This is a genomic window from Actinacidiphila paucisporea (genome assembly GCF_900142575.1).
Taxonomy (GTDB): domain Bacteria; phylum Actinomycetota; class Actinomycetes; order Streptomycetales; family Streptomycetaceae; genus Actinacidiphila; species Actinacidiphila paucisporea.
This window is the reverse complement of sequence record NZ_FRBI01000018.1, coordinates 114086-138218: the sequence shown is the minus strand read 5'-3', so window position 1 is coordinate 138218 and position 24133 is coordinate 114086. Positions and strand designations below refer to the sequence as shown.

The following is a 24133-nucleotide window of genomic DNA, read 5'->3' as shown; positions in this document are numbered from 1 at the left end:
TGGTGGCTAGCCTAACGCAACGATCAGTGCGATAATTTCCGCATGGTTGAAGACGTCCACGTACGCCCCGGGGGCCGTTCCGCGCGGGTACGCGCGTCGGTGCACCGCGCCGTCGAGGAGCTGGTCGGCGCGGAGTCGGCCGACACCCTCACGATTCCCGCCGTCGCCGCACGCGCCGGGGTGCACCCGACCACGGTCTACCGGCGCTGGGGATCGGTGTCGCAACTGCTGGCCGACGTCGCCACCAGCCGGTTCAGCGGCGACGTCGTGGTGCCGGACACCGGCTCCCTGGCCGGCGACCTGGAGCGCTGGATGGGCGACGTCGCCACCGACCTCGCGGACCCCGACGTCCTGGCCCTGATGCGCGCGACCATCGGCTCGGGCCCGGAGGGCGGCTGCGCCTGCACCGTCGACCGCCACGAGCAGCTCGGCGCGATCATCGAGCGTGAAAGGGCGCGCGGCGGCGCGGCGCCCGACGTGGAGCGGGCCGTCGACCTGCTGCTCGGGCCGCTGTACTACCGGGCCGTCTTCAGCAGCCGGCCCGCGTCCAGCCAGTGGGCGCGCGGCCTGGTGGCCTCCCTGCTGGCGGACCGCGCGCCGTCGCTCTGAGGGCCGCCGCGACCGAGCCGAGTCCGTCGATTCGGCCGCGCACCGCCCCGCCGGCTACGTACAGTTGATCTACTGTCACCGACCGAGGGGCGCTGCGGGATGGCACGCCACAGAGCCCTGCTGATCGGGGCGAGCGACTACGAGATGCGCGGTGTCCCGCGGCTTCCCTTCGTCCCCGGTGACCTCGCCCGCCTCGGATCGGTGCTCGGGAACCGCGGCTTCGACGTCTCGGTCGTGGCCGCACGCGAAGGCGGCAGGCAGGTCTCGCGGAATTTCGTGGACGGCCAGGTGACCGGGTTCCTCCGGCGCGCGGGCAGGGACGACACGCTGCTCGTCCTGCTGAGCGGGCACGGCGTGCACGTGTCGGGGCGCGACTTCCTCGTCCCCGAGGACGTCCACGAGGACACCTACCCCTTCGAGTCCGGGTGCGTGGCGATCGACTGGAGCGCACACCTCGACGAGACTCCCGCCGGCCGCGTCGTCTTCCTGATCGACGCCTGCCGGGAGGGCATCGAGCAGGAGTCGATGGGCGGCCTCGCGAGCAGCCGGCGGTGGGGCCGGCGGAAGGTCGGTGCCGCGCTGCACCGCAAGGTGGCCTACGTCTACGCGTGCTCCGCCGGGCAGTTCGCGCTGTTCGTCCGGTCCCGGGACGAGCCCGTCGACCCGCTGGACGGTGTGCGTCCCGGCGAGTCGTTCAGCATCTTCTCGCGGTCGGTGGCGGACGTCATCACCGCCCATCCCGGTACGGAGGCGCTCGGCCTCCAGGACTTCCAGCACCGCGTCCAGGACCGGATCACCGAGCTGCACCGGGCGTACCGCAAGGCCGGGCAGCCGCAGACGCTGCGGGTCGTCACCGACATCCCGACCGGCGACTTCCCCTTCCTGCCGCCGCCGAGGACGCCGGGCGCGCGGCCGGGCAGAACCGCAGGACCGTCCGTCGCGCCTCCCCCTCCTCCCCCACAGGACGCCGGTACGCCGGCGCGCGCGGACACCGCGACGGCCGCCACCGCCCGTGCGCCCCGACCGGCCCGTAGGCCCCGACCGGCGCGCACGGCGCTCGCCGCGCTGGCCGCCTCCTGCGCGATCGGCGTCGCGGCCTGGGCGGTCACCACCTACGGCGGCAACTCCGACGACCCGGGCAAGTCATCGGGCTCGTCAGGACCGAGCATGCCGGCCGTGTCCGGCGTCGGCGCCCTGCCCGCCTGCACCCCGAGCGCCGTGGAGGTGACCTTGAGCAGCCTCCGGGCCACCTACGCACGCGACGACACCCCCGCCGTGCTGGTGACGGCGACGAACTCCTCGGACAGCGACTGCAAGGTCGATCTCGGCCCGGCGAAGGCGGTGCTGACGGTGACGAAGGCCGGCGGTGACGCGCCCTACTGGTCCTCGGCCGACTGCCTCACGACCACCGGAAGCCGGTGGTTCCTCGCGCCCTCCCACAAAGCCGTGACGAACACCGTGCGGTGGAACCGCCGACCGAGCGCTCCCCGGTGCGCGGCGCCTCTGGCGGGGACCGCGGCGCCGGGCACGTATCTGGCACAGGTGTCGGCGCCGCCGTTCGGAGAGGCGGAGACGTCCTTCGTCCTGGACTGAGAGCGCCGGGGCCAGGCCGGCTCAGGCGGGCAGTGGCGCGGATGCGGGCCCGTGGACGCGGACGAGCAGTGCGTCGGGGTCGGGTTCCGCCTGCAGGGCGAGCAGCAGCACCTCCCACAGCTCCCGCAGCCGGTCCTCGATGCCGGCCCGGCCGTCCATCGCGTCGGACACCGTGTGCAGGCCGAAGAAGGCGTAGACCACAGCGAGTCCGGCGGTCTCCGGCACCACCGAGACGGCCAACTCGCCCTGGGCCCGCGCCTCGCGCAGCAGCTCGGTCACCGTCGCGATCCACCCGGCGAAGGGGCCGGGCACGGCCGCGTCGATGGCCTTGCGCTCCGTCCACAGCCGCGACCCGGCGCGTACCACCACGTCGTCACGGAAGGCCCGCGCCACGGTGAAGCTCAGCGACACGAGTTTGTCCAGCGCCGGCGCGGACGACGCCCGGACCTGCGCGATGACCGCGGGCCAGGTGGCGAGCGTCGCCTCGATCACCGCGAGCGCGAGCTTCTCCTTGCTGGTGAAGTGGAAGTAGATCGCCCCGCTGGTGCGGCCGGACCGCGCGCTGATGTCGCTGATGCTGGTCCCGGCGTATCCGCGTTCCTCGAAAAGCTGCGCCGCGGCCTCCACGAGATACCTGCGCGTCGCCTCGGCACGTTCCTGCACATCCACTCCACAATTCCGCTCGCGGTCGAGCCGCCCGGCCGCGTGTCCCGCCCGGGGGGCAGCGGACGCGGCCAAGGCCTGCCATCAATGGGCAGCAATGTAGTGCCTGCGTGACTTCTCTCCGTTACATTCCGGAAGCAAGCGGGTGCGAATTCACCGGACGCGCGTTTCTCTTGTCATATGAGGGATTCGCTCGGCCTGCCACTCGCCTCCGACCGGACCGGGGACCTGAGCTGGTCCTGTACGGTTCCGCGCGAGCTGGTGCACCGTACGTCGGTGGCCGAGGTCCTGCTGACGGACGTGCGGGCGGAGCGGGCCGGGGGATTTCGCGCCGCGGCCTGCTGGCCCCGTTCGCACATCACTTTCCCGGGCGACGGCAGCGACCGGCACAGCCCGCTGCTCGTCGTGGAGACGCTGCGCCAGCTCGGCATCTACCTGCCGCTGCGGTGGTTCGGCGTGCCGCCGACCGCCCGGATGCTCATCGACGACCTGCGCTTCGTGCTGCACCCCGGCCGCGAGCCGCGGGTGGGTCTCGGCTGCACCGAGGTCACCTGCGACGTCGAGGTGACGGACCCGCGGCGGCGCCCGGACGGCCGCCTCGCCTCGGTGCGGCTGGCCGTCGCCTACCGGGCCGGCGGCCGGCTGTTCGCGCGTGCGGGGGGCGGCGCGCGATTCCTGTCCGAGGCGCGTTACGCGGCGGTCCGCGCCGACCGGCTCGGCTCCCCCCAGCCCGCGCCCGTACCCGGCGGGCGGCCCGACCCGGCGCTGCTCGGTGTCGCGCGGGCCGCCGACGTCGTCGTCGCCCGCCGCGCCGGCGGGCTGGCCGTCGAACCCGCCGACCCCGGCCACCCGTTCTACTTCGACCACGCCAGCGACCACGTGCCCGGCATGGTGCTGCTGGAGGCGGCCCGTCAGGCAGCCGCCGAGATCTCCGCCGGTTGCCTGCTGCGGCCGACCAGCGGCCGCATGGCCGCGGTGTCCTTCACCGAGTACGACCCGCCGGCCGTGGTGGACACCGTCGCACACGACCGGACCTGCGTCTTCCGGGTACGGCAGGGCGGCGGCGCGACCACCTACGGCGTCCTGGGCTTCGGGCGACACGACACGTGACACGGCGGAGTTGCTTGACTACGCCTCGTCGCCGTCCATAGCGTAATGAACGTTATGTTCTCGGCGGTGCCGGTGGCCGCGGAGAACTCTCCGCCACGCCCTTTGCCGCCCTGTCACGGCATCGGGAGGGTGTGCGGCCCCTCGTCGCCGGGAGCCGACGGAACGATCCTGCTCCGTGTGCTCCGGCACTCCCGAACGGAACTCCCGCCAGTGACCCACTCCGTGACTCAATCCGTGGCCCCGTCCCATCCCTCCGCCGCCGCGCCGCCCCCGGACGCGTCGGCCTCCGCGCCGCCCGCGCCGTCCCGCGAGTCCGCGCCACCGCTGTCCTGGACGCCGGCCGCGGTCGTCTTCGACTGCGACGGCACGCTCATGGACACCGAGCGGCACTGGCAGGACGCGCGCGACCTGACCCTGCGTGCCTACGGCCTGAACGCGGCGCCGGGATTCGCCGAGCGCGCGAAGGGCCTGCACTACACGGAGTGCGGGCAGCTCATGGCCGACGAGGCGGGCCGGCCCGAACTGGGCGGCGCGCTGACCGACGAGCTGCTCGCGGGCTTCCGCACCCTGGTGGCCGCCCGGCCCACCACCATGCCGGGCGCGCCGGAACTGGTCGCCCACGCCGCGAAGTTCGCACCGCTCGCGGTGGCCAGCAACTGCCCCGCCGACGTGGTCGAGACCTGCCTGTCCACCGCCGGTCTGCTGCCGTACTTCGACCACATCGTGGTCCCCGACGACACGGTCCGCCCCAAGCCCGCGCCCGACGTCTACCTCACCGCGGTCCGGCTGTGCGGCGCCGACCCCGCGCAGAGCCTCGCCGTGGAGGACTCGGCCTGCGGGGTGGAGTCCGCGCTGCGGGCCGGGCTGCGCGTCCTGGGCGTCGGCCCCTGGCCGGGCGAGGAGGCCGCCGCCCGCGTCGACCTGTGGGTCAGGCGGCTGGACGACCCGGACGTCTTCGCGTGGGCCGGCCGCCGCGCGGCCCGGGCGCTGGCCCGCTGACCCGGAAGGAGGTCCGGGCGCTGCGCGCGGCGTACGGGACGGTGGGTCGCGCCCACGGCCGGACCCTAGGCGCTGCCCCGCGGTTGGGGGTCGAGGCTCGGCTCCGCGGCACCGTCGCCGGGCGGCAAGGCGGCTCCGCCGGCCGGCTCGCCGGTCCCTGCGCCCGCTTCCACCGCCACCCCGCGGTGCAGTTGCCGTCCGACCAGCGCGCCGCCGAAGATGACGAAGCCCACTCCGATCAGCCAGCTCTGCACGGTCAGCACGGTGCCGACCGGGCCGTAGGTCACCGCGCTGGTCAAGGTCAGCGGCGAGAGCACCAGGATCGAGAAGACCCGCAGGCCCACCAGGCCGGCCATGGTGCACACCGCGCCGGTGAGGGCCGGCAGGCCCGGGACGCGGTTGCCGAGCAGGAAGCGCTGGCCCCACCAGAAGAAGAGCACCCCGCAGGCGAGGGTGAAGGCGATGCGCAGCCCGGCCGCCGGAGCCCCGCCGTCCAGCAGCGTGCCGCTCTGCGCCTCCACGAACAGATACGCCGTCAGCACCGCCAGCCACACCACCCGCCGCCACACCGCGTGCCAGGGCACCGCCGGCAGCTCCCATATCCGCTCGTAGCCGGTCGCCACGCTCGCCGCGAACGACAGGCCGAACACCGCGAGCGACGCGAGACTCAGCGCGCTGGTGGTGCTCAGCACCGCGCCCGGGGTGGAGAACAGCCGCCGCACGGTCCCCGCCGGGCGGCCCGACAGCCCCATGCCGTCCACGATCCACTGCGCGAAGCCCGCCCGCTGGTAAGGGACGGCCGCCGCCACCACGATCAGCAGCGGCATCAGCGTCACCAGTCCGAGCGCCGCGAACCCCATCGAACGGTGCATCAGCTCCACCTCGGCGCCCTGCCGCCAGATCCGTCCCGCGACCGAGCCCCGCCACGCCTCCCGCACCCGGGCCGCCGTCCCGCCCATCCCCGCCACCTCCGACCGCACCCCCGAGGCCCCGCGCGAACCGCCGCCCCTGCGGATACCCCGGCAGCCGCCCCGTACGCGTACGTCCGGGCACGCGGTCCCCCGCGCTCCCGCCGTCAGTGGACGAACCGGTAGCCGGTCCAGACCTGGACCCGGTCAGCCCGCTCAGGTCGAGGCCCCTGTCGAACCGGCCCTGCGGGATCGTCACCTGCCGGTCGCCGCCCACGCCGCGGTCCCGGAACGCCGACTGCCGCCGGGACCGAACGGGTTCTACGCGGCGGCCGTACGCGGTGCGCGGCGGCCGCTGCCACTCCGGGCGGCGGGGTGGCGCCCGGACGGGCGGAAAGCCGCTGTCACCGCGGGGTCAGCCTCAGCGCTCGCGCGCCGCTCTGCCAGACCGACCGGAGGTCGTCCCGGTCCGGCTCGCCGTCGGCGCCGACGCGGATGCCGTTGAACTTGGCGAAGGTCGGGTTGACCTGTGCCATGTGCGCATAGGCCGACAGGACGTCGGACTCCCTGGTGGCGACCTGCACGTCGGCCCAGCGGCGCCGGCCCTTGAGCCGGATCGCGACCGGCTCGCCGGTGCGCAGGTTGCGACCCCATCCGAAGGAGGTGCCGATCAGCAGATCGTCGCCTTCGGCGAGGTAGGCGACCGGGACCGAATAGCGGCGTTGCGACTTGCGGCCCACCACGTAGAGGGTGACCAGTCTGGTGCCGATGACCCGGGACAGGCCCGGTGTCCGCAGCAGGCCGCGGACCAGCACGTTCACCAGGCGCTGGCCGGGAAGTGTCCGCGCCCGCGCCTGGGGGCGGGAGCCGGCGGCGCCCGCGTTCGCGTCAGTGGTCATCGCTGCGCGTGGTGACCGGGTCGGCTTCGGTGATCCGCTTGTCGCTGGTCGAGGTCGGGACCGACCGCCTGACCGCCTTGGGCATCTCGCCGACGGTGAAGACGCGGACCTGGTCGCCGGCGGCGACGGCGAGGAAGGAGGCTTCCGACGGCACCTCGTCGGGCAGCTGGATCTCGTGCGGCCCGGCGTCGAGGCTGTCGTCGAGGACCCGCGCCGAGGTGCTCTTGGGCTCGGGCGGCGTGAAGGAGGTGTGCCAGAAGGCGTCCGCGGTGACGTGCGCGGGCTCCCTGAGCGTCACCTGCACCCGCCGCCGGTCGACGTCGTAGGCGATCCGGGCGCCGTCCTGGCCGCGTCGCCCGTCGGAGGTGCCGGCCTCGACCTGGGCGGCGATCACGCCGGGGATGCCGGCGAGTCCCTGGATGAAGTCCACCCGCGGGTTGCGCTTGGAGACCTCCTCGCGCAGGTGCTGCTTGGTCTCGGCCGGGACCATCCCGCCGAAGACCATGACGTCGAGGTCGGTGACGTCGTAGTCGTCCAGGACCTGGTCGAACTGGTTGGTCGCGTTCGCCTCGTAGCCCTTGGCGCGCAGGATGTCGACGGCGGCGACCAGGACGCCTGGGCTGCGGCCGACCACGAGAATGCGGCCGGGTGCCTCGGCGGCCGCGGGGGTGGTGCTCATCGTCAGATCTCCTCGGTGATGGATTCGAACCGGCCCCGCCCGTGCGAGGTGTGACGCACCACCAGGCCGCCCGCCGGGGTCCGTCCCACGCTGGTGGAGCGTAGCCGCACCCCGGGGACGGGCGGCTCCGCCGCACCGCGGGTCACCGGATCCGGTGAGCGCGTCCACCCCTTGCGACCGCCAACCGGGTCAAGCGGGCCGGCCCGGCGCCGTCCGTGCGGCGAGGTCGTCCTGGCGCGCGGAGGCGGCCGGCGGCTCACTCCTCCGGCTCGCGACCACGCAGAAGGGGTGGCCGGCCGGGTCGGTGAGAACCCGCCATCTGCCGCCGCCCGGCTGCCCGGCCGGCTTCGCCGCGCCCAGCGCCAGCAGGCGGGCCTCGGCCTCGTCCAGGTCCTCCTCGACCGTGAAGTCGAAGTGGAACTGCTGGGGCACCGTCTGCTCGGGCCAGCGGGGCGCACGGTAGCCGTCGACGCGCTGGAAGCCGATGAAGAGGCCGTCCTCACCGCTGAGGCCGGCGAAGTCCGCGTCGGAATCCGGGTGCGGGTCGAGGCCGGTGGCCTGCTGGTAGAAGGCCGCCAGCGCCTGCGGGTCCGGGCAGTCGAGCGTGATCGCGGTCAGCTTCATCCGCACGGGCGGGGCACCTCCGGGCCGGTCGGCGGGCACCGGCGAAGGCCGCGGTCCCCCTTGTGCCCGGGATCGTAGCCCGTGCCGCCGACCCCGCTCCACGGCCTTTCCGCGCGGAAGCTCCCGGGCGGCGGGACGGGCTCGGCATGGCGTCCCGGACGGTGCGCTCAGGTCAGGCGGATCACGTTCCACGACAGCGGCGGCAGGGTCGTACGGAGCACGCCGCCGGTGATCTGCGTACCGGCCAGCGGGCGCGGGACGACGCGCTCCGGTGCGGCCAGGGTGTTCGTGGCGTCGGGGTCGGGGTCGGTGAGGACGCTGTGCTCGACGACTCCTGCCAGGTCGGCGGCGGCGCCGTGCAGGGCGACCTCCAGGGGAAGGGGGTGGTGCTGGTCGCGGTTGACCGCGAAGACGGTGACCGCGCCGGTCTCGTCGTCCCGTACGGCGGTGGCGTGCAGCAGCGGCACCTCGCCGTGGCGGGCGGTGGCGTGCACGGGGCTTTCCGGCTCCACGCGCAGCACGCGTCCACGCCCGTACGCGGAGGCCTGGGCGAAGGGGAAGAAGGTGGTCTGGCGCCAGGCGGGGCCGCCGGGCTCGGTCATGATCGGGGCGATGACGTTGACGAGCTGGGCCAGGCAGGCCACCGTCACGCGGTCCGCGTGACGCAGCAGGGTGATCAGCAGGGAGCCGAGGACGACGGCGTCGGTGACGGAGTAGTTGTCCTCCAGCAGGCGCGGCGCGTGCGGCCAGTCGAGGGGATTGTCGCGCGCCTCCTGCTGGGAGCGCTGCATGTACCAGACGTTCCACTCGTCGAAGGAGATGTTGATCCGCTTGTCGGACTTCAGCCGGGCGCCCGCCGCGTCGCAGGTCGCGACGACGCTGCCGATGAAGGACTCCATGTCGGCGGCCGAGGCGAGGAAGGAGTCCCGGTCGCCGTCGACCTCCTCGTAGTAGGCGTGCATGGAGACGTAGTCGACCAGCTCGTAGGTGTGCTGCAGGACGGTGGACTCCCAGGCGCCGAAGGTCGGCATGGACCGGCCGGAGCTCCCGCAGGCGACGAGCTGCACGTCGGGGTCGACCATCCGCATGGCGCGGGCGGTCGCGGCGGCGAGTTTGCCGTAGTCCTCGGCGTCCTTGTGGCCTATCTGCCAGGGGCCGTCCATCTCGTTGCCCAGGCACCACAGGCGGATGCCGAAAGGCTCGGGGTCGCCGTGGGCGATCCGGCGGTCGGAGAGCCGGGTGCCGGCCGGGTGGTTGGCGTACTCCTGGAGTTCCAGGGCCTCGGTGACACCGCGGGTGCCGAGGTTGAGGGCCATCATCGGCTCGGCCTGCGGGCCCAGCTTGCCCAGGAAGCCCATGAATTCGGCGAGCCCGAAGGCGTTGGACTCGGTCGTGCGCCAGGCCGGGTCGAGGCGGTGCGGGCGCTCGTCCGCGGGCCCGACGCCGTCCTCCCAGCGGTAGCCGGACACGAAGTTGCCGCCGGGGTAGCGGATCGCGGTGACGCCCAGCTCGCGGATCAGGTCCAGGACGTCGGTGCGCAGCCCGTCGCCGTCGGCCGCGGGGTGGCCCGGCTCGTAGATGCCGGTGTAGACGCACCGGCCGAGGTGCTCGACGAAGGAGCCGAAGAGCCGGGGGTCCACCGGGGCCACGGTGAAGGCGGGGTCGAGGGCGAAGCGGGCGGGGTGGTTCATCGGGCGGGTGCCCTCTCTGCCGGCGAGGCGGGTCGGTGAGCGCTCACAATCGCCACTCCCCCGCCGGGTCGGTGCTTGCGCACCTGCGACCGGGTGAGTCCTACGGATCATGGCCGGACAATTGTTAGCGTTCACTCTGCCCGTCTGTCAAGGGCCGCCGCCCCGGCGCCGGGGCGGCGGCCGCGGGGGTCAGCCCGCGCTGAGGCCGGTACTGCGGACGGCCAGCCAGACAGCGGCCAGCGCGAGGACGCCGATGCCGGCGTAGCCGGCGGCGAGGACGAGGTGGAAGTGCCCGATCCGGTCGGCGGGCTGGAAGGTCTCCCGCGTCCGCAGGTGGCCGCGCGCCACGCAGGACAGCGTGGGCAGGACGCGCGGGCCCGTGCCGGTGGGCGTGGTTGACTGCCCCGGTGACCGATTACGACGTACTGCGCGTCTTCTGCGGAGCCGACGGCCGCCACGGCAACGAGTTGGCCGTCGTGAGGGACGGGGCCGACGTCGCCGACCCCGGGGAGCGCCAGGTGCTGGCCGGGAAGCTGGGATTCAGCGAGACCGTCTTCGTGGACGACCCCGAGCGGGGCGTCATCGACATCTACACGCCGACCCTGCGGCTGCCCTTCGCCGGACACCCCTGCGTGGGCACCGGCTGGCTGCTGGACCTGCCGGAGCTGGTCACACCGGCCGGCGTGGTGGGCGTGCGGCTCGACGGCGAATTCACCTGGATCGAGGCGATGGCGGCCTGGGCGCCGCCGCGCACGCTGCGGCAGTACGGCTCGGCCGAGGAGGTCGAGGCACTTGAGGTGCCGCCGGCGGGCGAGTGGGTCTACGCCTGGGCGTGGCAGGACAAGGCGGCGGGGCGGATCAGGGCCAGAGCCTTCCCCGGCCGCGACGACGGGATCGGCGAGGACGAGGCCACCGGTGCGGCCGCGCTGCTGCTCACCGACCGGCTCGGCCGCGCGCTCAACATCGCCCAGGGCCTCGGCTCACAGATCATGACGGCGCCGCGCCCCGACGGTCTGATCGAGGTGGGCGGCCGGGTGCGGCTGGACGGCCAGGAGTCGGCCTGACCTGAGGGTCCACGCCTCCCGGCCGGGTCGTCAGCCCGGGTGGGCGGACTTGGCGTTGTCCGCCGCGCTCGCCGTGGCCTCGCTGAGGAGCTGCCTGCCCAGGTCCAGCAGAGCGCGCCCGGCGGCGTACTCGTCGCCGATGACGGGCATGGGCGGGTCCTCCGGGTTGCGCACCGCGGTGGTGCGGGTGCGCAGGGTGTGGTCGCCGGTGTCGAGGGCGGCCCGCACCGTGGTGGCGTCCCGGTTCTCCTCGGCGATCTCCAGATTCAGCGTCCAGGTCTTGGTGCGCGGCTGCGCCGCGGTGTCGTGGTGCATCACGAGCCGTCCGTTCCCGTACGCGCGTAGGGGCGTCACCGGACGGCGGCGTACGCTGCCGCGCCCGGCCTCTTGGTGTCAGAAATCCTGCCCGGTTCCGAAAGCCGCAAACCGAACATAGCGGTCACATGTGTCACCCGTACGCACACGAAAGGGCCCCCGCGGACGGCAGCCCGCGGAGGCCCCTCCCTGCTCGGAACCGCCGGGCGGGAAACCCGGCGGCATGACCGCGAAGGTCGGTCGGCTGTCAGTCGACGGTGCCGGAAGCGGTGATGACGACCTTGGAGGAGGGCTTGCCGCTGCGCGAACCCTTGCCCTCGATCAGCTTGACCAGCTCCTCGCCCTCGACGACCTCGCCGAAGACGACGTGCTTGCCGTCCAGCCAGCTGGTGACGACGGTGGTGATGAAGAACTGCGAACCGTTGGAGTTCGGCCCGGCGTTCGCCATCGACAACAGGAAGGGGCGGTCGTGCTTGAGCTGGAAGTTCTCGTCCTTGAACTTCTCCCCGTAGATGCTCTTGCCGCCGCGCCCGTCACCGGAAGTGAAGTCGCCGCCCTGGAGCATGAATTCCGGGATGATCCGGTGGAAGGCGGAGCCCGCGTAGCCGAAGCCGTGCTCGCCGGTGGCCAGCTCGCGGAAGTTCCTGGCGGTCTCGGGCACCACGTCGTCGAACAGCCGGAAGACGATGCGTCCGGCCGGGGCGTCGTCGACGGAGATGTCGAAGTACACATTGTTCATGGGCCCCATCCTTGCATCCCCGGGGTCGCGGGCCGCGCGTCGGGGCCGCTTCCCGGCCGCGTCAGGCGGCGGACCGCTGCTCGCCGGCCTGTCGCGGCCGACCCGTAGCGGGCCGGGCGGCAGGGAGGGGCCGGGCGCGGGAGGATGGCCGGATGACCGACTTCCTCGCGATCGGCGAATCCGTCGCCGATATCGTCCGCACCCCGGACAGGCCCGACGTCCCGCACCCCGGCGGCAGTTCCGCGAACGTCGCCTACGGGCTCGCCCGGCTGGGGCGACGGGTCACGCTGCTCACCCAGCTCGGGCAGGACGAGGCGGGGCGGTTGATCGGCGCGCACCTGGCGTCCGCCGGGGTGGAGGTGCTGACCGACGGGCAGCCGGGCGTGGCCACCCCGACCGCGGTGGTGACGCTGGACGGGCACGGCGCGGCCTGGTACGACTTCGACATCGGCTGGACGCTGCGGCCGGTGGAGCTACCGGCGGGTGTGCGGCATGTGCATCTCGGGTCGATCGGCGCGGTGCAGCCGCCGGGCGCGGCTGCCGCCCTCGACGTGGTGGCGCGGCTGCGGGGGTCGGCGACGGTCAGCTACGACCCGAACGTACGCCCGGCGCTGCTGGGCGCGCGCGAGGAGGCGGCGGGCCGGGTGGAGCGGTGTGTGGCGCTGAGCGACGTGGTCAAGGCCAGCGACGAGGACCTTGCGTGGCTGTATCCGGGCGAGCAGCCCGGCACCGTGGCGCTGCGCTGGCTCGAACTCGGCCCGGCCGCCGTCTTCGTGACGCTCGGCGCGGAGGGCGCGCTGGCCTTCACCCGGGCCGGGCGGGTGACGGCGGCGCCGGTGCCCGCCGAGGTCGCCGACACGGTGGGGGCGGGCGACGCCTTCATGGCCGCCGCGCTGGACGCATTGGCCTCGCTCGGCCTGATCGGCGCGGCGGCCCGGCCCGGCCTGGCAGCCGGGCTCGACGGTCCCGCGCTCGCCCGGACGCTGCACCGGGCGGGTACCGCTGCCGCGCTGACGGTGTCGAGGGCGGGGGCGAACCCGCCCGACGCCGCGGAGTTGGCAGCGGCGCTCACGCGCTCCGGAGCGGTCAGCTAGGGCCTGTCCGGCGGATCTTGGCGGATCAGCCTGCGCGGTCAGTACCGCAGCACTGCTGCCACGCCGTCGGCGGCGAGGAGGGAGCCGTCGGGCACGAAGAGCACCTGGGAGTCGGCCTGTACGGCCCTCTCGACCATCTGCTCGACGACGTCGGTGGCCACATCGGCGTGGACAAGCCCTTCGACGTCCGGCCACGGGTCGGGCAGCGTCACCGGCTCCGGGTAGGGGACGACGTCAAGGATCCGAGCATCCTCGCTGATCCGGCCCGCCACCAGCAGGCCCTCCTCCACCAGCAGCCGGCGCACCCGCTTGTCGGCGACCGCGGTCCACACCTCCGGTGCGCCGCCGGCGTACCTCTGCTGGGAGCGTGCCTCTTCCGCCTCCTCGACGGCCTCGGCGATCTGCCCGACGCGGAATTCGTCCAGCAGGGGCGTGAGGCGCTTCGCCAGGTCGGGCTTCGGGTCCTTGTCCATACCGACCAGCGGCAACGTGCCGGCGACGCGGTCCCGGTGGACGGTGACGCCGTTGAAGATCGAGAGCGCCTTCTCGCCGCCGACGACGAACAGCGGCGCCCCGTTGTGCTCCTTGAGCGCCCTGCCGAGGTGGCTGTCGACGGTCCGCAGATACTGCTTGACCCGCTCCTGGTGCGACTCGTAAGGGGCGGCGCGGGGTATCGGTCCGGGAATCGAGTCCTCGGGGGAGGGAATCTGCGGCGCGGCGGGGAATCCGTAGCGCGTCACCTCGGCCAGTTCCTGTACCGAACCGTTGTAGAGCCGGCACATTTCCCGGTCGAGCACGAGAACCAGATACGGATGGGAGCGCTGCTCGGCGGCGACCGCATAGCGCGTCAGGAAAACCGTGGCGAATTCCACCCGCGGCTGGACGGGCGGCGATGTCAACTGCCAGACGCGAATGGGCTCCCCGGCGGCGATATGGACCACCAGCGCGCCGGCGGGGTGCAGGGGAAAGCCCGCCTCCTCGATGGCGTCCGGATCCAGCAGGCGGTCCCGCAGTTCCAGCTTCGCGTCCCGCGGGACGTCGGTGTCCGCGGCCAGTTGGCGCTTGGCCTGGGTCACGAGATCGCGCAGCAGGATCCGTTCCTTGTCGCCGAACGGCAGATCGGGATCGGTCGGCATGGCGAGCGTGATCGCGGGATACGGCCGCGGTGTGCGCAGGTCGGCCAGGACTTCGGGTGTCAGATCGTACGTGTCGGCCATGCCACCCTCACTGTGGTTGCGGCTGCGGGCAGGTGAAAGACGTGCGGGTCCGGGCGGGGAGCGGTCACCGGGCGCGTCGGTCGGGCGACCCCGCGGTACCGGCGGTCGGGGAACGTCACGGAACCCAGTGGCCGTTCTGCCGGCGGTGGTCGTGCGGCTGCTGCCGCTTGGCGAGCAGGGGGTCCTTCGACTGCCGCTCCGCATGCGGAATCTGCGTGTGGTAATAAAGCGGCTTTCCCTGTCCCCGCGCGCCCAGACCGTGTTGGCCCCTGGCCGGGGAGTTCTTGTTGCTCATGCCTTTCAGCTCCCCTCGATCGGCTTCCCCCGCGTACGGAAAGCCCCATTCGGGGCCGCCCGTTCGTACGATTCACGCTACGCCGTACCCGCGGCGGCTGCGACCGCGCCCTCGGCCGGCCGGTCGACTAAAATATCGACGAGTGCCCGACTTTCCCTGACGGCCGGTCGGCCGCGTATTCGGTTCGTCCCTCCACCACCACGGGAGCAGGAATGACCGGTGACCCCGAGCCCCTCAGCCCCGCCGCCCGCAAGGCGCTCGAAAAGGAGCTGTCCGATCTGCGCGAGGAGCGCAGCGCGGTCGCCGTCACCTTGCGGGGCGGTGACTCCGACGCGGCGGGCGACAGTGCCGACCAGGCCGACGAACTGCAGCGCGCCTCGGACGTCACGCGCCTGGACAACCGGATCGACGAGGTCACCGAGCGGCTGCACGACGCCGTCGTGAGCGGCCCGCCCAGCACCGACGTGGTGGGCGTCGGCAGCACCGTCACCGTACGGTTCGCCGACGGCACCACCGACACGCTGCACGTCGGCGAGGTCGCCGACGAGCAGGACCAGGCCCTGGTGACCGCCGACAGTCCGCTCGGCCGCGGGCTGCTCGGCCGCCGCGCCGGCGACGCGGTGGACTACGAGACGCCGCAGGGGCCGGCGTCCGCGCAGGTGGTCGCCATCGGCGACGCGGCCTGAGCGGGCGGGTGGCGCCACGCGGTGTGCGGCGCGGGCGCCCCCGCTTGCGGGCCGGGAAGCGAGGCGTTTGAGTGGGAGTGTCCCTCCTTCGCCAGGTGTTGCCACCCGGGCCGAGCAGGCCGGGGCGACCGGGCCGGCACGAGGCGCGGAGGCGGGAGACGCCACCGTCGCCGGCGTGCGGGACGACCGCCGCCCCGCGCGGTCCGCGGCGCCGACTCCCACGACGAGGGGAAGCAGCCATGGCGCATCACCACCACAAGTCCAACAAGGCCGTCGAGGGCGACCCCTACTCGGGGCACAGCCGCGGCATGCCGGAGCGCCCGGACGACGAGGAGCTGCGGGAACGCGCGGAGGAGGACCGCGAGGAGGTGGGTCTGCCGCCGGAGCCGCCGGGCCCGGCCGCCGGCGCGGACCGGGAGAATCCGTAGACGACCGCCCGGCCGGAGGTGAACGACGATGACCACCACCACGAACGACGACAACATCACCGCCTGGACCGAGCGGCTGCTGGTCGAGGCGCCCGATCTGGCGCCCGAGCAGGCCCGTTTCTTCGTCCACGAGCTGTACTTCGCGGCGCAGCGTGCGGTGGACAAGGAGCTGTGGGAGGCGAACTTCGTCCGCGACGAGTAGCCGGACCGCGGTTGTCCGGCCGGGCGCGGCGATCTGCCGCGCCCGGCCGGAGGGCGGTCAGCCGGAGTAGCCCGCGCCTTCGCGCGGGTAGGGGGGCCGGTCCGCGTCGTGCGGACGGGGGCGGTGGGCCGTCCGCAGCGGGCCCCGGGCCAGCCGGTGGGCGCCGAGCGCGGCGAGGACGGCGAGCAGGCCGCCGCCACCGGTCCACAGCCAGCGCGGCGACCACCAGGTGCCCGCCCAACCGCCGGCGGGTGCGACGTCGGGCGCGTTCGCGGAGACCACCGGGGCCACCGAGCCGTCGACCGCGTCGCGGCCGGCGGTGCCGTGCGAGGTGACCGTGATCGCCGCGCGCACCGGCTGGCCGAGGTCGGCCTCCGGCACGTCCAGCGCGGTCAGCCGCAGGTAGTAGGCGCCGCGCAGCGGGTCGTTGGACCAGGTGTCGGCGTAGGCGCGCACCGGGCGCAGGGTGCAGGCCAGTTCCACGGTCGCCGCGCCGGCGGCGGCCGTACGGGTCTGGGCGCCGTAACGGCACGGCTGGCGGCGGCGCAGTCCGTCGTAGACGTCGAGCTGCCAGGTCGAGGCGCCGTGCGTGGCGGCGGCCCCTGAGCCCGAGCCGAAGGTCACGGTCGCCTTGACCGTGACCTTCTGCCCGGTGTCAGCGGGCACCACCCAGTACAGGTAGTCGCCCGCCGACGCGCCGGCGGTGGCCTGCTGGCCCTGCTTGATCACGGTGGCGGTACGGAAGTTGGTGCCCGCCTCGGTGGGCGGCCCCTGTTCGCCCGAGGTCGCGCTCGCGCTGGGCGTGGCGCTCGGGGTGGCGTCGGCCGCGGCCCGGCCGGTCAGTACGGTCAGCGCGGTCGCGGCGAGCAGTCCCACCGCGGCCAAACGTCGTGCGGTGCGCATCAGGAGGTCCTCCCCGAGTTCATCCGCCAGCGGGCGGCCCAGCCGGTCAGCAGTCCGGCCACCGCGCCGGTGACGGCCAGCAGTCCCAGCAGCCACCAGCCGCGCCCGAGCCCGTAGAAGGCCACGTCGGACGGCTGGTCGGGGCTGTGCACCAGGTCGATGGACAGCTCGACGGGCAGGCCGGGGATGGTCTTGACGGAGGCCGGCGCGGAGAAGGAGTTGCCGACCTGGAGGCACACGGTCTCCGCGGGCGTGTCCGAGTCGGCCTTCGGCTTGGGGTAGCGGATGCCGGCCGAGACTGCGTCGGTACGCCCGGTGCCGCCCTCGTCGTCGCGCACGATCTCCCGCCCGTGCAGGGTGACGCCGCGCAGCAGGACGCCGTAGCCGGCGTTGACGGCCCGGTCGTCGCTGATGCTCACCGAGGCGCGCAGCTCCTGGCCGGGGCGTACGTCGACGCGGTACCAGCGGTTCTCGGAGAAGGTCTCCCGGTCGGAGTAGAGCCCCGCCTTGAGCACGGGCGCGTCCGCGCAGTTCGCGGCGCCGTCGGTGGCCACCGGGGTGATCACCGGGGCGGTGCTGCGGTTGACCAGCTGCTTCACCTTCGTGGTGAGCTGCGCGCGGTGCTGCACGGTGGTGTACGTGCCGCCGGTCGCCTCGGCGATGCAGCTGAGCTGGTTGCGGGTGGTGGAGTCGGGGATCAGGCCGAGCGTGTCGATGACCAGGTGGATGCCCTGGGCGGCGATGTCGCGGGCGACATCGCAGGGGTTGGCGTTGCAGGTGTCCTGGCCGTCGGTGATCAGCACCATCCTGGCGGTGCCGTCACCGCCCGCCTTGAGGTCGGCGGCCGCCGCGAGCAGGGCGGGGCCGATCGGGGTCCAGCCGGTGGGGGCGAGGGTGGCCACCGCGGTCTTGGCCTCGGTGCGGTTCAGCGGGCCGACCGGGTAGAGCTGCCTGGTGTCCTTGCAGCCGGTCTTGCGGTCGTTGCCCGGGTAGTCCGCGCCGAGGGTGCGTATCCCGAGGTTGACCTCCGGCGGCGTCGAGTCCAGGACGTCGTCGAAGGCCTGCTTGGCGGCGGACATCCGGCTCTGCCCGTCGATGTCCTTGGCCCGCATGGAGCCGCTGACGTCGAGGACGAGTTCGACCTTCGGTGCGGGTTGCGCCGCGGGTTCGTCCGCGGCGGCGCTCGCGGGCAGCAGCCCGCAGGCGAGGGTGGCCAGCAGGCCACCGGCCATTCCCGTGGCCACGAGTCTTCTCATGATCATCGCAGGATCGTAGTGAAGGTCCGGCCCAATCATGAAGTCGGCTGGTCAGCGCGAGGACCTGGCACCCGGAATGCCGGACTCCGTTCCGTCCGGGCGGACTTGGCCAAGTCTTTACAACCCGGGCGGGCGCCGCGTCGTCTCTGCTCCCGATCCCGGTACGGCCCGGGTCCGCGTCCGCTTCCGGGCGCGGCGGGCCCCGCGGGAGAAACGAGGAACGGGACATGCGCAGCACTTCACTCGCCGCCGGCGCGGCGGTGGTCCTGGCGGTGGCGGTCGCGGGAGCCGTCCCCGCCGCCGCCTCGGCCCCCGTCGGCCGGGCCCCCAGGACCCCGATGTGCACGACCTCGCAGCTGACCGGCGCGCTGGGCGGCGGGGACGCGGGCGCGGGCCACCTCTACCGCTATCTGGTCCTCACCAACCACAGCTCGACGACCTGCCACCTCACCGGCTACCCCGGGGTGTCGCTGCTCGACTCGGCCGGCAGGCAGATCGGACCGCCGGCCGACCGGCAGAGCAGCCGTTACGCGGCGGTGGTGCTGAAACCCGGGGGGTCGGCGAGCGACACGATCCACACCGTCAACCACCAGGGGACGTGCCTGCCGCCGTCGGCCAAGGTGCGGATATACCCGCCCGGCAACACCGCGGCGATGGTCATCCCCGGCACCATCACGAACTGCTACCACACCCTCACGGTCACGCCGATGGCTGCCGGGCGCAACGGCAGTGACCCGGTGACGGCACCGGCCCCGACCCCTACGTCCACCTCGGCCGCCGGCCGCCAGGTGCCGCAGGTCCCCTCGGGCGCGCCCGACACCGGCCTCGCCGCGACCGGTGGCGGCCACTCCCCCGCCATGACCGCGGGCGCGGCCGCCGGTAGCGCCCTCCTCGGCGGCCTGGCCGTCGCCACCGCCGCACGTCGCCGCCGCGGCGCCAGGGACTGAGCGTTGGCCGCCACCCCTGAGCCCTCCCCGCGCGGGGCGACCGCGTCACGGCCGCGGTCCCTCGCGCCACCGAGAGGTGGCCTGTCGCGCGGTGATCAGCCACCCCGGGGGCGCGCGCGACCACGGCGTGGCATCGCCGCCCGTACGCCGGCCGGTGCCCGGAAGGGGCGCGGGCAGGCGGCCGCCGGGCGGTGGCTGGTGGCCGCCGGCCGGTGCCCGGAAGGGGCGCGGGCAGGCGGCCGCCGGGCGGTGGCTGGTGGCCGCCACCGCCGCGGTCGCGGTGCTCACCGCGTGTACGGGTGCGACCGGGGGAAAGGGGGACGACGGGCCCGCCCCGACCCGGCCGGGCACGAGCGCCGCGTCGGCCGCGCCGACCACCACCACTGCCACACCGTCCGCCAGGGCGATGGCGAGGTCGGCGCCGGAAAGGCTGCGGATCCCCGGCATCGGGGTGGACACCGCCGTCATGTCGCTCGGCCTGGCAGCGGACGGCGCGGTGCGCGTACCGCCGATCGAGGCGCACGCGCCCGCCGGGTGGTACGACGGCTCGCCGACGCCCGGGCAGATCGGGCCGTCCGTGCTGCTGGGGCATGTGACGGTCGGGGAGTACGGCGACGGCGTCTTCCGGCACCTGGACCGCATGCGGCCGGGCGACAGGGTGACGGTCACCCGGGCCGACGGCAGCGACGCGGTCTTCGCCGTCGACAAGGTGCAGATCGTGGCGAAGCCGCGGTTCCCGACGGACGCGGTGTACGGGAACGTCGACCACCCCGCGCTGCGTCTCATCACGTGCGGCGGCACGAGGATCTCGGACGGCGGCGGCTACCCGGACAACGTGATCGTCTACGCCTCGCTGGTCGGCGGCCCGTGAACGACTGGCCGGCGGCGGTCAGCACCTCGGCGACAGGAGTGAGGGGAGCGGTCATCCGGCGAGACGAGCGCGCTGCCTCCGAACTGTTCGAAGCCGTCTACCCGCGGCTCGCGGGCTGGTGCCGCCGGCTGGTCGACGACGACGGCACGGCGCACGAGATCGCCGCGGAGGCCTTCACCCGGCTGTGGGCGCGCTGGACCAGGGTCGAGGAGCCGGGCGGCTTCCTCTACGTGACCGCGGCCAACCTGGTCCGCGACCACTGGCGCAAAATGGAGCGCGAGCGCCGCGCGCTGCGCCGGGTGACGACCGAGCAGTCCCTACGCCCGCAGGCGGAGGCGGCCGACCCGTCCGTACGCCTGCTGGTGCAGTCGCTCCCCGAGCGGCTGCGCAATCCCGTCCTCCTGTACTACTACGCCGACTTGCCGGTCCGTGAGGTGGCCGCGCTGCTTGGCCGGAACGAGGGAACCGTGAAGGCCGACCTGCACGCGGCACGCGAACTGCTCCGCGCCCGACTCGAGGGGCACCATGACCGGATTTCCTGACCACCAGGGGGGCGGCCTGGACGGCGAAGGCGCCGGCGGCGACCCGGTGGAGCCGCTGCTGCGGCAGCCGCCCGGGTATCTGGACGCGCCGCCCGGCTCTTTCGGGCGGATCCGGCGGCGGGCGGCGCGGCGGCGCAGGATGCGGGCGGCCGGCGGCGGCCTCGCGGCGGCCGTGGTGCTGACCGGTTCCGTCTATCTGGTGGGCGCGCTGACCTCGCACGACTCGGACGAGGTGGTGAGCCCGCCGGTCAGCGACTCGCTGACCAGCACAGCCCCTTCGACCCCGGGGCCGAGCCCGGACACGGCGCCGACCGTGAACCCCGCCCCGACCACGACCGCGACCACGGGCGGCCGCGGCACCCGGGGCGCCACCGGCACGGCCACCACGCCCCCCGGCCCGACGCCGACCAGGGACGCCGGCACGCAGACGGCGGGGGCGACCCCGATGTGCGCGACCTCGCAACTGTCCGCGGCGCTGGGCGGCGGCGACGCGGGCGCGGGCAGCCTCTTCCGCTATCTGGTGCTCACCAACCACAGCTCCACGGCCTGCCACCTCACCGGCTACCCGGGCCTGTCGATGCTGGACGCGAAGGGCGCGCAGATCGGTGCGCCGGCCGACCGGCAGCCGATGAGCTACCGCCCTGTGGTGCTGCGGCCGGGCGGGGCGGTGAGCGACACCATCCACACCGTCAACCAGCAGGGCACCTGCCTGCCCGCGTCGGTGAAGCTGCGCATCTACCCGCCGGGCAACACCGCATGGCTGGACTTCCCGGGCAGCGTGACCAACTGCGACAACCTCTTCACCGTCACCCCCTTCACCGCGGGCAGCACCGGTAATCCGCCGTCCTGAGGCGGTGACGATCGACACTGCGGAGTGTCACCGATTGGCTGCCGGTCTGGGAGCCGAACCGCCCCTGACCCGCCCGCCCATGTGCCCGCCGCGCTCCGGCGGATCCCCACCGGGGATCCGCCGGAGCGCCGCTGTTCAGGCCCTGGGCGGCGTCACAGCCGGCCCGCGCCGGACCCGCCGTCGACGATGTGCGGCACGGACCGGGGGTCGTCGACCCGGGTGCGCAGGGCCGGCGTCCAGCCGGCGCCCTGGGCGATCGGGGTGGCGGGGTGGGCGGCGTTGAAGGCGGCGAGCAGGTCGGCCGGGCGGCCGTTGACGTAGTTGTGGTCCTCCGTCATCGCGGTGCCCTTCCAGTACGCGATGGTCCGGTCCGCGGTGACCCCGGCCGGCAGGGTGAAGGCGTTGTTCTCGGCGACCAGTTGGGAGTGCACGCCGACGCCGAGGCTGTAGACGTAGGACGGCCCGTCGGTGACCACGTAGTGGTTGTTGTACGCGTCGACCTGGCCGAAGCGGACCCGCGGGGCGCGCTCGGCGATGTCCTTGAAGAGGTTGTGGTGCAAGGTGATGCGCAGGTGGCCGGCGTCGGTGGCGGCGGCGCCGTCGCTGTTGCCGAACAGCAGGGTCTTGTCGTGGTCGGTGAAGGCGTTCCAGGAGGCGGTCACCAGGTCGGCGCCCTTGACGATGTCGAGTTCGCCGTCGTGCTGCTGGTAGATGCGCCCGAAGTAGAGGGGCTGGTCGGCGTCGGGGCGGCGGCCGTCGGTGAAGGTGTCGTGGTCCACCCAGACGTGGGTGGAGGCGGTCACGACGAGGTTGTCGTACTCGGAGTTCCAGTTGCCGACCGCGGTGTCGGTCGGGTCCCACTGCGGGAAGCAGTCGAAGGCGTCCTCGAAGGTGAGGTTGCGGACGATGACGTTGTCGGAGCCGGACACCTGCAGGTCCAGGCCCAGCAGCCGAGGCTGCCGGCCGATGCCGACGATGGTGGTGTTGGAGCCGACCTTGAGTTCCACCTGGGCGGCCTGCTTCGCGGCGGAGGCGGCGCGGGCGTCCTCCAGCGCTCCGGCGGGCACCTCGGTCCTGCCCCACACGTCCGGGTCGTAGGCGGCGAGGTAGGCGTCCAGGCGGTAGCCGTCGGTGGCGTAGTCGTCGCAGGACAGCGGTGCGCCGGTGTCGTCGGCATTGCCGTCGACGGTGCCGGAGACCTGGATGATCTTGGGGGTGCTGCTGCCCTTGTCCAGGGCCGCGGCCAGCTGGGCGCGATCGGTGACGGTGAAGACGTGCGCGGCGTCGGCGGCCGCGCCGCCGGTGGTGCCCGCGCCCTGCGACGCCCAGCCGTCACCGGCGGGCAGCGCCTGACGGGCGTAGCGCGGCGGTTCGGCGCCGGTCCCGCAGTGCGCGGGCGCGGCGGCGAGCATCAGCGGGGCGGCGGAGACGAGCATGGCGATCATCGGGACATGGCTCTTACGCACTGCGGCTCCCGGTGGGGGGTGGGGGGTGGGGGGTGGGGGATGACGGCGTGCAGGAGACGGTGGGGGCGGTGGCCGCGGCGGTAGCCGGCGCTCAGCGGGCCGGCCACCGCCGCGGGGCTCACTTGGCGTGCCCGGCGAAGTCCGCCTGGGCGTCGTTGAGCTTGCCGGCGAGTTCGTCCGCGAAGTCCTTGGCGGTCATCTTGCCGAGCAGGACCTTCTGGAAGTCGGGCTCCGTGTCGGCCTTGGTGATGGTGTTCCAGTCCGGCAGGTAGTACGGGAACTGCACGATCTTGGTCTTGGGGTCGTTCAGCGACTCCATCGCCGCCTTGGTGGGCCTGGCGTCGTTGATCCACTGCTCCTGCTCCGCACCGGTGTTGGCGGGGACGGCGCCCGCGGCCTGGCTCCACAGGCTGTTCATCGGTTCGGAGGCGGCGAACTCGATGAACTTCCAGGCGGCGGCCTTGTTCTTGCCGGACTTGAACAGCCCCAGGCCGTCGACCGGGTTGGAGACGATGGTCCGCACCCCGCCGTCCTGCGAGGGCGGCAGCGGTATGCCGTCGACCTTGTCCTTGCCGAAGGCCTTGACGTGGTCGTTGTACGAGCCGAGGTTGTGCTGGAGCATGCCGACGTCGCCGTGGTCGAACTCGGCGACCATGTTGACGAAGTCGTTGTTCAGGTCGGCCTCGGGGGTCGACTTCTTGTACAGGCCGACGTATTTCTCCAGCGCCGCCACGTTCCTGGGGTCGTTGACGGTGGTCTTGTCGCCGTTCCAGAAGTCGTCGATGCCGGACTGGGCGTACATCATCTCCAGGGCCTGGGCGATCGACCCCTTGCCGCCGCGGATGGTGAAGCCGAACTTGTTCTTCGAGGCGTCGGTGAGGGTGGACGCCGCCTGGTAGAAGGCCGACCAGGTGGTGGGCGGCTGGAGTCCCGCGGCGCCGAAGAGGTCGGTGCGGTACCAGAGGGTGCCCTGGTTGGCGGAGGTGGGGAGTTCGTACATCTCCTTGCCCCGGCCGCCGGCCGCCTGGACGCCGGTGACCATGCCGGTGACGAGCCTGCCCTTCAGGCCGCTCTTGCCGATCCGGTCGGACAGCGGCTCCAGCGCGTTCTGCGCGACCATGTTGGCCAGGTACGCCGTGCCGACGCCGCCGACGTCGGGCAGTCCGCCGCCGGCGATGGCGGTGTCGTACTTCTTCTGCACGTCGGCGATCGGGATGCCGACGTACTCGACCTGGATGTCGGGGTACTTCTTCTCGAACGCGGCGATGATCTGCTTCCAGGCGTCGGTGCGCACACCGCCGTTGTTGTCCCAGAAGACGATCTTCCCCTTGCCGCTGCCCTCGCCGCCGGACTTGCCGCTGCCGGAGTCACCGCAGGCGGTGGCGGTCAGGGCGAGTGCTGCGGCGAGGGCGACGCCGGCGGCCGGCCGGGCTGTGCGCGGTCTGTGCTGCGGTCGTGGCATGGCGGCTCTTTCGGTTGTCGG

28 protein-coding genes are annotated in these 24133 nt (G+C 73.5%); 13 read left to right on the top strand and 15 right to left on the bottom strand.

The annotated features are described in order from the left end of the window. The first annotated feature begins 42 nt into the window (after positions 1–42). Positions 43–609, top strand: coding sequence for a TetR/AcrR family transcriptional regulator (locus BUE44_RS24445; protein WP_073501133.1), 567 nt, complete (start codon positions 43–45; stop codon positions 607–609). Between the two features lie 99 nt (positions 610–708). After that, on the top strand, positions 709–2202 hold the full coding sequence (locus tag BUE44_RS24440) for a caspase family protein (protein ID WP_073501132.1): 1494 nt from the start codon (positions 709–711) through the stop codon (positions 2200–2202). Between the two features lie 21 nt (positions 2203–2223). On the opposite strand, the gene BUE44_RS24435 is transcribed toward BUE44_RS24440, so the two are convergent. Then, a complete protein-coding gene (locus BUE44_RS24435; protein WP_073501131.1) occupies positions 2224–2865 on the bottom strand; it encodes a ScbR family autoregulator-binding transcription factor in 642 nt (213 codons plus the stop codon). Positions 2866–3045: 180 nt separating this feature from the next. Here BUE44_RS24435 and BUE44_RS24430 point away from each other — a divergent pair, with 180 nt between their 5' ends. Together BUE44_RS24430 and BUE44_RS24425 are read left to right on the top strand one after the other, a co-directional pair. Beyond that, positions 3046–3975: a ScbA/BarX family gamma-butyrolactone biosynthesis protein gene (locus tag BUE44_RS24430; RefSeq protein ID WP_073501130.1), complete on the top strand. Its 930-nt coding sequence runs from the start codon at positions 3046–3048 to the stop codon at positions 3973–3975. A gap of 324 nt (positions 3976–4299) precedes the next feature. Continuing rightward, positions 4300–4974 (top strand): HAD family hydrolase, encoded by a 675-nt coding sequence (locus BUE44_RS24425; protein WP_073501162.1) that lies wholly within the window; start codon positions 4300–4302, stop codon positions 4972–4974. A gap of 65 nt (positions 4975–5039) precedes the next feature. On the opposite strand, the gene BUE44_RS24420 is transcribed toward BUE44_RS24425, so the two are convergent. The 6 genes from BUE44_RS24420 to BUE44_RS37595 form a co-directional block, all read right to left on the bottom strand. Continuing rightward, positions 5040–5933, bottom strand: coding sequence for a ribonuclease BN (locus BUE44_RS24420; RefSeq protein ID WP_073501129.1), 894 nt, complete (start codon positions 5931–5933; stop codon positions 5040–5042). A 353-nt stretch (positions 5934–6286) separates the two neighbouring features. Further along, a complete protein-coding gene (locus BUE44_RS24415) occupies positions 6287–6781 on the bottom strand; it encodes a PNPOx family protein (protein ID WP_073501128.1) in 495 nt (164 codons plus the stop codon). Beyond that, positions 6771–7460 carry a hypothetical protein gene (locus BUE44_RS24410; RefSeq protein ID WP_073501127.1) on the bottom strand — a complete coding sequence of 230 codons (690 nt, stop codon included), beginning with the start codon at positions 7458–7460 and terminating at the stop codon, positions 6771–6773. Before BUE44_RS24410 ends, BUE44_RS24415 begins: the two co-directional genes overlap by 11 nt. 189 nt (positions 7461–7649) lie before the next feature. Then, positions 7650–8084 (bottom strand): VOC family protein, encoded by a 435-nt coding sequence (locus BUE44_RS24405; RefSeq protein ID WP_159450293.1) that lies wholly within the window; start codon positions 8082–8084, stop codon positions 7650–7652. Between the two features lie 167 nt (positions 8085–8251). Beyond that, complete coding sequence (gene arfA / locus BUE44_RS24400; protein ID WP_073501126.1) at positions 8252–9775, bottom strand: arabinosylfuranosidase ArfA; 1524 nt, start codon at positions 9773–9775, stop codon at positions 8252–8254. Positions 9776–9964: 189 nt separating this feature from the next. Continuing rightward, positions 9965–10123, bottom strand: a complete 159-nt coding sequence (locus BUE44_RS37595) for a hypothetical protein (protein WP_159450292.1) — start codon at positions 10121–10123, stop codon at positions 9965–9967. A gap of 59 nt (positions 10124–10182) precedes the next feature. Between BUE44_RS37595 and BUE44_RS24395 the strand changes: the two genes are divergently transcribed. Further along, entirely contained in the window at positions 10183–10839 is a 657-nt protein-coding gene (locus tag BUE44_RS24395; protein WP_073501125.1) for a PhzF family phenazine biosynthesis protein, read from the top strand. A 30-nt stretch (positions 10840–10869) separates the two neighbouring features. Here the strand turns inward: BUE44_RS24395 and BUE44_RS24390 are convergent, their stop codons facing one another. Both BUE44_RS24390 and BUE44_RS24385 read right to left on the bottom strand, forming a co-directional pair. Next, positions 10870–11154, bottom strand: coding sequence for a dsRBD fold-containing protein (locus tag BUE44_RS24390; protein WP_073501124.1), 285 nt, complete (start codon positions 11152–11154; stop codon positions 10870–10872). A gap of 247 nt (positions 11155–11401) precedes the next feature. After that, positions 11402–11893 carry a peptidylprolyl isomerase gene (locus BUE44_RS24385; protein WP_073501123.1) on the bottom strand — a complete coding sequence of 164 codons (492 nt, stop codon included), beginning with the start codon at positions 11891–11893 and terminating at the stop codon, positions 11402–11404. A gap of 152 nt (positions 11894–12045) precedes the next feature. Here BUE44_RS24385 and BUE44_RS24380 point away from each other — a divergent pair, with 152 nt between their 5' ends. Beyond that, complete coding sequence (locus tag BUE44_RS24380) at positions 12046–12987, top strand: carbohydrate kinase family protein (protein WP_073501122.1); 942 nt, start codon at positions 12046–12048, stop codon at positions 12985–12987. Positions 12988–13025: 38 nt separating this feature from the next. Here BUE44_RS24380 and BUE44_RS24375 read toward each other — a convergent pair whose 3' ends face one another. Together BUE44_RS24375 and BUE44_RS24370 are read right to left on the bottom strand one after the other, a co-directional pair. Further along, the gene (locus BUE44_RS24375) at positions 13026–14204 is read right to left on the bottom strand and encodes a baeRF3 domain-containing protein (protein ID WP_073501121.1); all 1179 of its coding nucleotides are present in this window, start codon (positions 14202–14204) and stop codon (positions 13026–13028) included. Positions 14205–14319: 115 nt separating this feature from the next. Next, on the bottom strand, positions 14320–14499 hold the full coding sequence (locus BUE44_RS24370; protein ID WP_073501120.1) for a hypothetical protein: 180 nt from the start codon (positions 14497–14499) through the stop codon (positions 14320–14322). 212 nt (positions 14500–14711) lie between these two features. Between BUE44_RS24370 and BUE44_RS24365 the strand changes: the two genes are divergently transcribed. The 3 genes from BUE44_RS24365 to BUE44_RS37995 all read left to right on the top strand — a co-directional run bounded on the left by BUE44_RS24365 (position 14712) and on the right by BUE44_RS37995 (position 15815). Then, positions 14712–15185, top strand: a complete 474-nt coding sequence (locus tag BUE44_RS24365; protein ID WP_073501119.1) for a GreA/GreB family elongation factor — start codon at positions 14712–14714, stop codon at positions 15183–15185. Between the two features lie 239 nt (positions 15186–15424). Further along, positions 15425–15613 (top strand): hypothetical protein, encoded by a 189-nt coding sequence (locus tag BUE44_RS24360; RefSeq protein WP_073501118.1) that lies wholly within the window; start codon positions 15425–15427, stop codon positions 15611–15613. Between the two features lie 28 nt (positions 15614–15641). Further along, positions 15642–15815: a hypothetical protein gene (locus tag BUE44_RS37995; RefSeq protein WP_200804506.1), complete on the top strand. Its 174-nt coding sequence runs from the start codon at positions 15642–15644 to the stop codon at positions 15813–15815. Between the two features lie 57 nt (positions 15816–15872). On the opposite strand, the gene BUE44_RS24355 is transcribed toward BUE44_RS37995, so the two are convergent. Together BUE44_RS24355 and BUE44_RS24350 are read right to left on the bottom strand one after the other, a co-directional pair. Beyond that, entirely contained in the window at positions 15873–16718 is an 846-nt protein-coding gene (locus tag BUE44_RS24355; RefSeq protein WP_073501117.1) for a hypothetical protein, read from the bottom strand. After that, a complete protein-coding gene (locus tag BUE44_RS24350) occupies positions 16718–17980 on the bottom strand; it encodes a VWA domain-containing protein (RefSeq protein WP_073501116.1) in 1263 nt (420 codons plus the stop codon). Before BUE44_RS24350 ends, BUE44_RS24355 begins: the two co-directional genes overlap by 1 nt. Positions 17981–18201: 221 nt before the next feature. Here BUE44_RS24350 and BUE44_RS24345 point away from each other — a divergent pair, with 221 nt between their 5' ends. From BUE44_RS24345 to BUE44_RS24330, 4 genes are all read left to right on the top strand, one after another. Beyond that, the gene (locus BUE44_RS24345) at positions 18202–18921 is read left to right on the top strand and encodes a DUF4232 domain-containing protein (protein ID WP_073501115.1); all 720 of its coding nucleotides are present in this window, start codon (positions 18202–18204) and stop codon (positions 18919–18921) included. Between the two features lie 256 nt (positions 18922–19177). After that, positions 19178–19792 (top strand): class F sortase, encoded by a 615-nt coding sequence (locus tag BUE44_RS36665; protein ID WP_235002405.1) that lies wholly within the window; start codon positions 19178–19180, stop codon positions 19790–19792. A 53-nt stretch (positions 19793–19845) separates the two neighbouring features. Then, positions 19846–20334, top strand: coding sequence for an RNA polymerase sigma factor (locus BUE44_RS24335; RefSeq protein WP_407640049.1), 489 nt, complete (start codon positions 19846–19848; stop codon positions 20332–20334). Continuing rightward, positions 20318–21184 (top strand): DUF4232 domain-containing protein, encoded by an 867-nt coding sequence (locus BUE44_RS24330; RefSeq protein ID WP_073501114.1) that lies wholly within the window; start codon positions 20318–20320, stop codon positions 21182–21184. The genes BUE44_RS24335 and BUE44_RS24330 overlap by 17 nt, the downstream gene beginning before the upstream one ends. 152 nt (positions 21185–21336) lie before the next feature. Here the strand turns inward: BUE44_RS24330 and BUE44_RS24325 are convergent, their stop codons facing one another. Together BUE44_RS24325 and BUE44_RS24320 are read right to left on the bottom strand one after the other, a co-directional pair. Beyond that, positions 21337–22629: a pectate lyase family protein gene (locus tag BUE44_RS24325; RefSeq protein WP_073501113.1), complete on the bottom strand. Its 1293-nt coding sequence runs from the start codon at positions 22627–22629 to the stop codon at positions 21337–21339. A 139-nt stretch (positions 22630–22768) separates the two neighbouring features. Next, positions 22769–24112: an ABC transporter substrate-binding protein gene (locus tag BUE44_RS24320; protein WP_073501112.1), complete on the bottom strand. Its 1344-nt coding sequence runs from the start codon at positions 24110–24112 to the stop codon at positions 22769–22771. Between the last annotated feature and the right edge of the window lie 21 nt (positions 24113–24133).

Excerpts from the sequence above, each read along its gene's own strand:
- BUE44_RS24410 (WP_073501127.1), bottom strand. The coding sequence starts at position 7,460 with ATGAGCACCACCCCCGCGGCCGCCGAGGCACCCGGCCGCATTCTCGTG.
- BUE44_RS37995 (WP_200804506.1), top strand. The coding sequence starts at position 15,642 with ATGACCACCACCACGAACGACGACAACATCACCGCCTGGACCGAGCGG.
- BUE44_RS24415 (WP_073501128.1), bottom strand. The coding sequence starts at position 6,781 with ATGACCACTGACGCGAACGCGGGCGCCGCCGGCTCCCGCCCCCAGGCG.
- BUE44_RS24320 (WP_073501112.1), bottom strand. The coding sequence starts at position 24,112 with ATGCCACGACCGCAGCACAGACCGCGCACAGCCCGGCCGGCCGCCGGC.
- BUE44_RS24365 (WP_073501119.1), top strand. The coding sequence starts at position 14,712 with ATGACCGGTGACCCCGAGCCCCTCAGCCCCGCCGCCCGCAAGGCGCTC.
- BUE44_RS24380 (WP_073501122.1), top strand. The coding sequence starts at position 12,046 with ATGACCGACTTCCTCGCGATCGGCGAATCCGTCGCCGATATCGTCCGC.
- BUE44_RS24350 (WP_073501116.1), bottom strand. The coding sequence starts at position 17,980 with ATGATCATGAGAAGACTCGTGGCCACGGGAATGGCCGGTGGCCTGCTG.
- BUE44_RS24405 (WP_159450293.1), bottom strand. The coding sequence starts at position 8,084 with ATGAAGCTGACCGCGATCACGCTCGACTGCCCGGACCCGCAGGCGCTG.
- BUE44_RS24360 (WP_073501118.1), top strand. The coding sequence starts at position 15,425 with ATGGCGCATCACCACCACAAGTCCAACAAGGCCGTCGAGGGCGACCCC.
- BUE44_RS24370 (WP_073501120.1), bottom strand. The coding sequence starts at position 14,499 with ATGAGCAACAAGAACTCCCCGGCCAGGGGCCAACACGGTCTGGGCGCG.
- BUE44_RS24440 (WP_073501132.1), top strand. The coding sequence starts at position 709 with ATGGCACGCCACAGAGCCCTGCTGATCGGGGCGAGCGACTACGAGATG.
- BUE44_RS24355 (WP_073501117.1), bottom strand. The coding sequence starts at position 16,718 with ATGCGCACCGCACGACGTTTGGCCGCGGTGGGACTGCTCGCCGCGACC.
- BUE44_RS24345 (WP_073501115.1), top strand. The coding sequence starts at position 18,202 with ATGCGCAGCACTTCACTCGCCGCCGGCGCGGCGGTGGTCCTGGCGGTG.
- BUE44_RS24375 (WP_073501121.1), bottom strand. The coding sequence starts at position 14,204 with ATGGCCGACACGTACGATCTGACACCCGAAGTCCTGGCCGACCTGCGC.
- BUE44_RS24330 (WP_073501114.1), top strand. The coding sequence starts at position 20,318 with ATGACCGGATTTCCTGACCACCAGGGGGGCGGCCTGGACGGCGAAGGC.
- BUE44_RS24385 (WP_073501123.1), bottom strand. The coding sequence starts at position 11,893 with ATGAACAATGTGTACTTCGACATCTCCGTCGACGACGCCCCGGCCGGA.
- BUE44_RS24445 (WP_073501133.1), top strand. The coding sequence starts at position 43 with ATGGTTGAAGACGTCCACGTACGCCCCGGGGGCCGTTCCGCGCGGGTA.
- BUE44_RS24325 (WP_073501113.1), bottom strand. The coding sequence starts at position 22,629 with ATGATCGCCATGCTCGTCTCCGCCGCCCCGCTGATGCTCGCCGCCGCG.
- BUE44_RS24430 (WP_073501130.1), top strand. The coding sequence starts at position 3,046 with ATGAGGGATTCGCTCGGCCTGCCACTCGCCTCCGACCGGACCGGGGAC.
- arfA (WP_073501126.1), bottom strand. The coding sequence starts at position 9,775 with ATGAACCACCCCGCCCGCTTCGCCCTCGACCCCGCCTTCACCGTGGCC.
- BUE44_RS24420 (WP_073501129.1), bottom strand. The coding sequence starts at position 5,933 with ATGGGCGGGACGGCGGCCCGGGTGCGGGAGGCGTGGCGGGGCTCGGTC.
- BUE44_RS24390 (WP_073501124.1), bottom strand. The coding sequence starts at position 11,154 with ATGCACCACGACACCGCGGCGCAGCCGCGCACCAAGACCTGGACGCTG.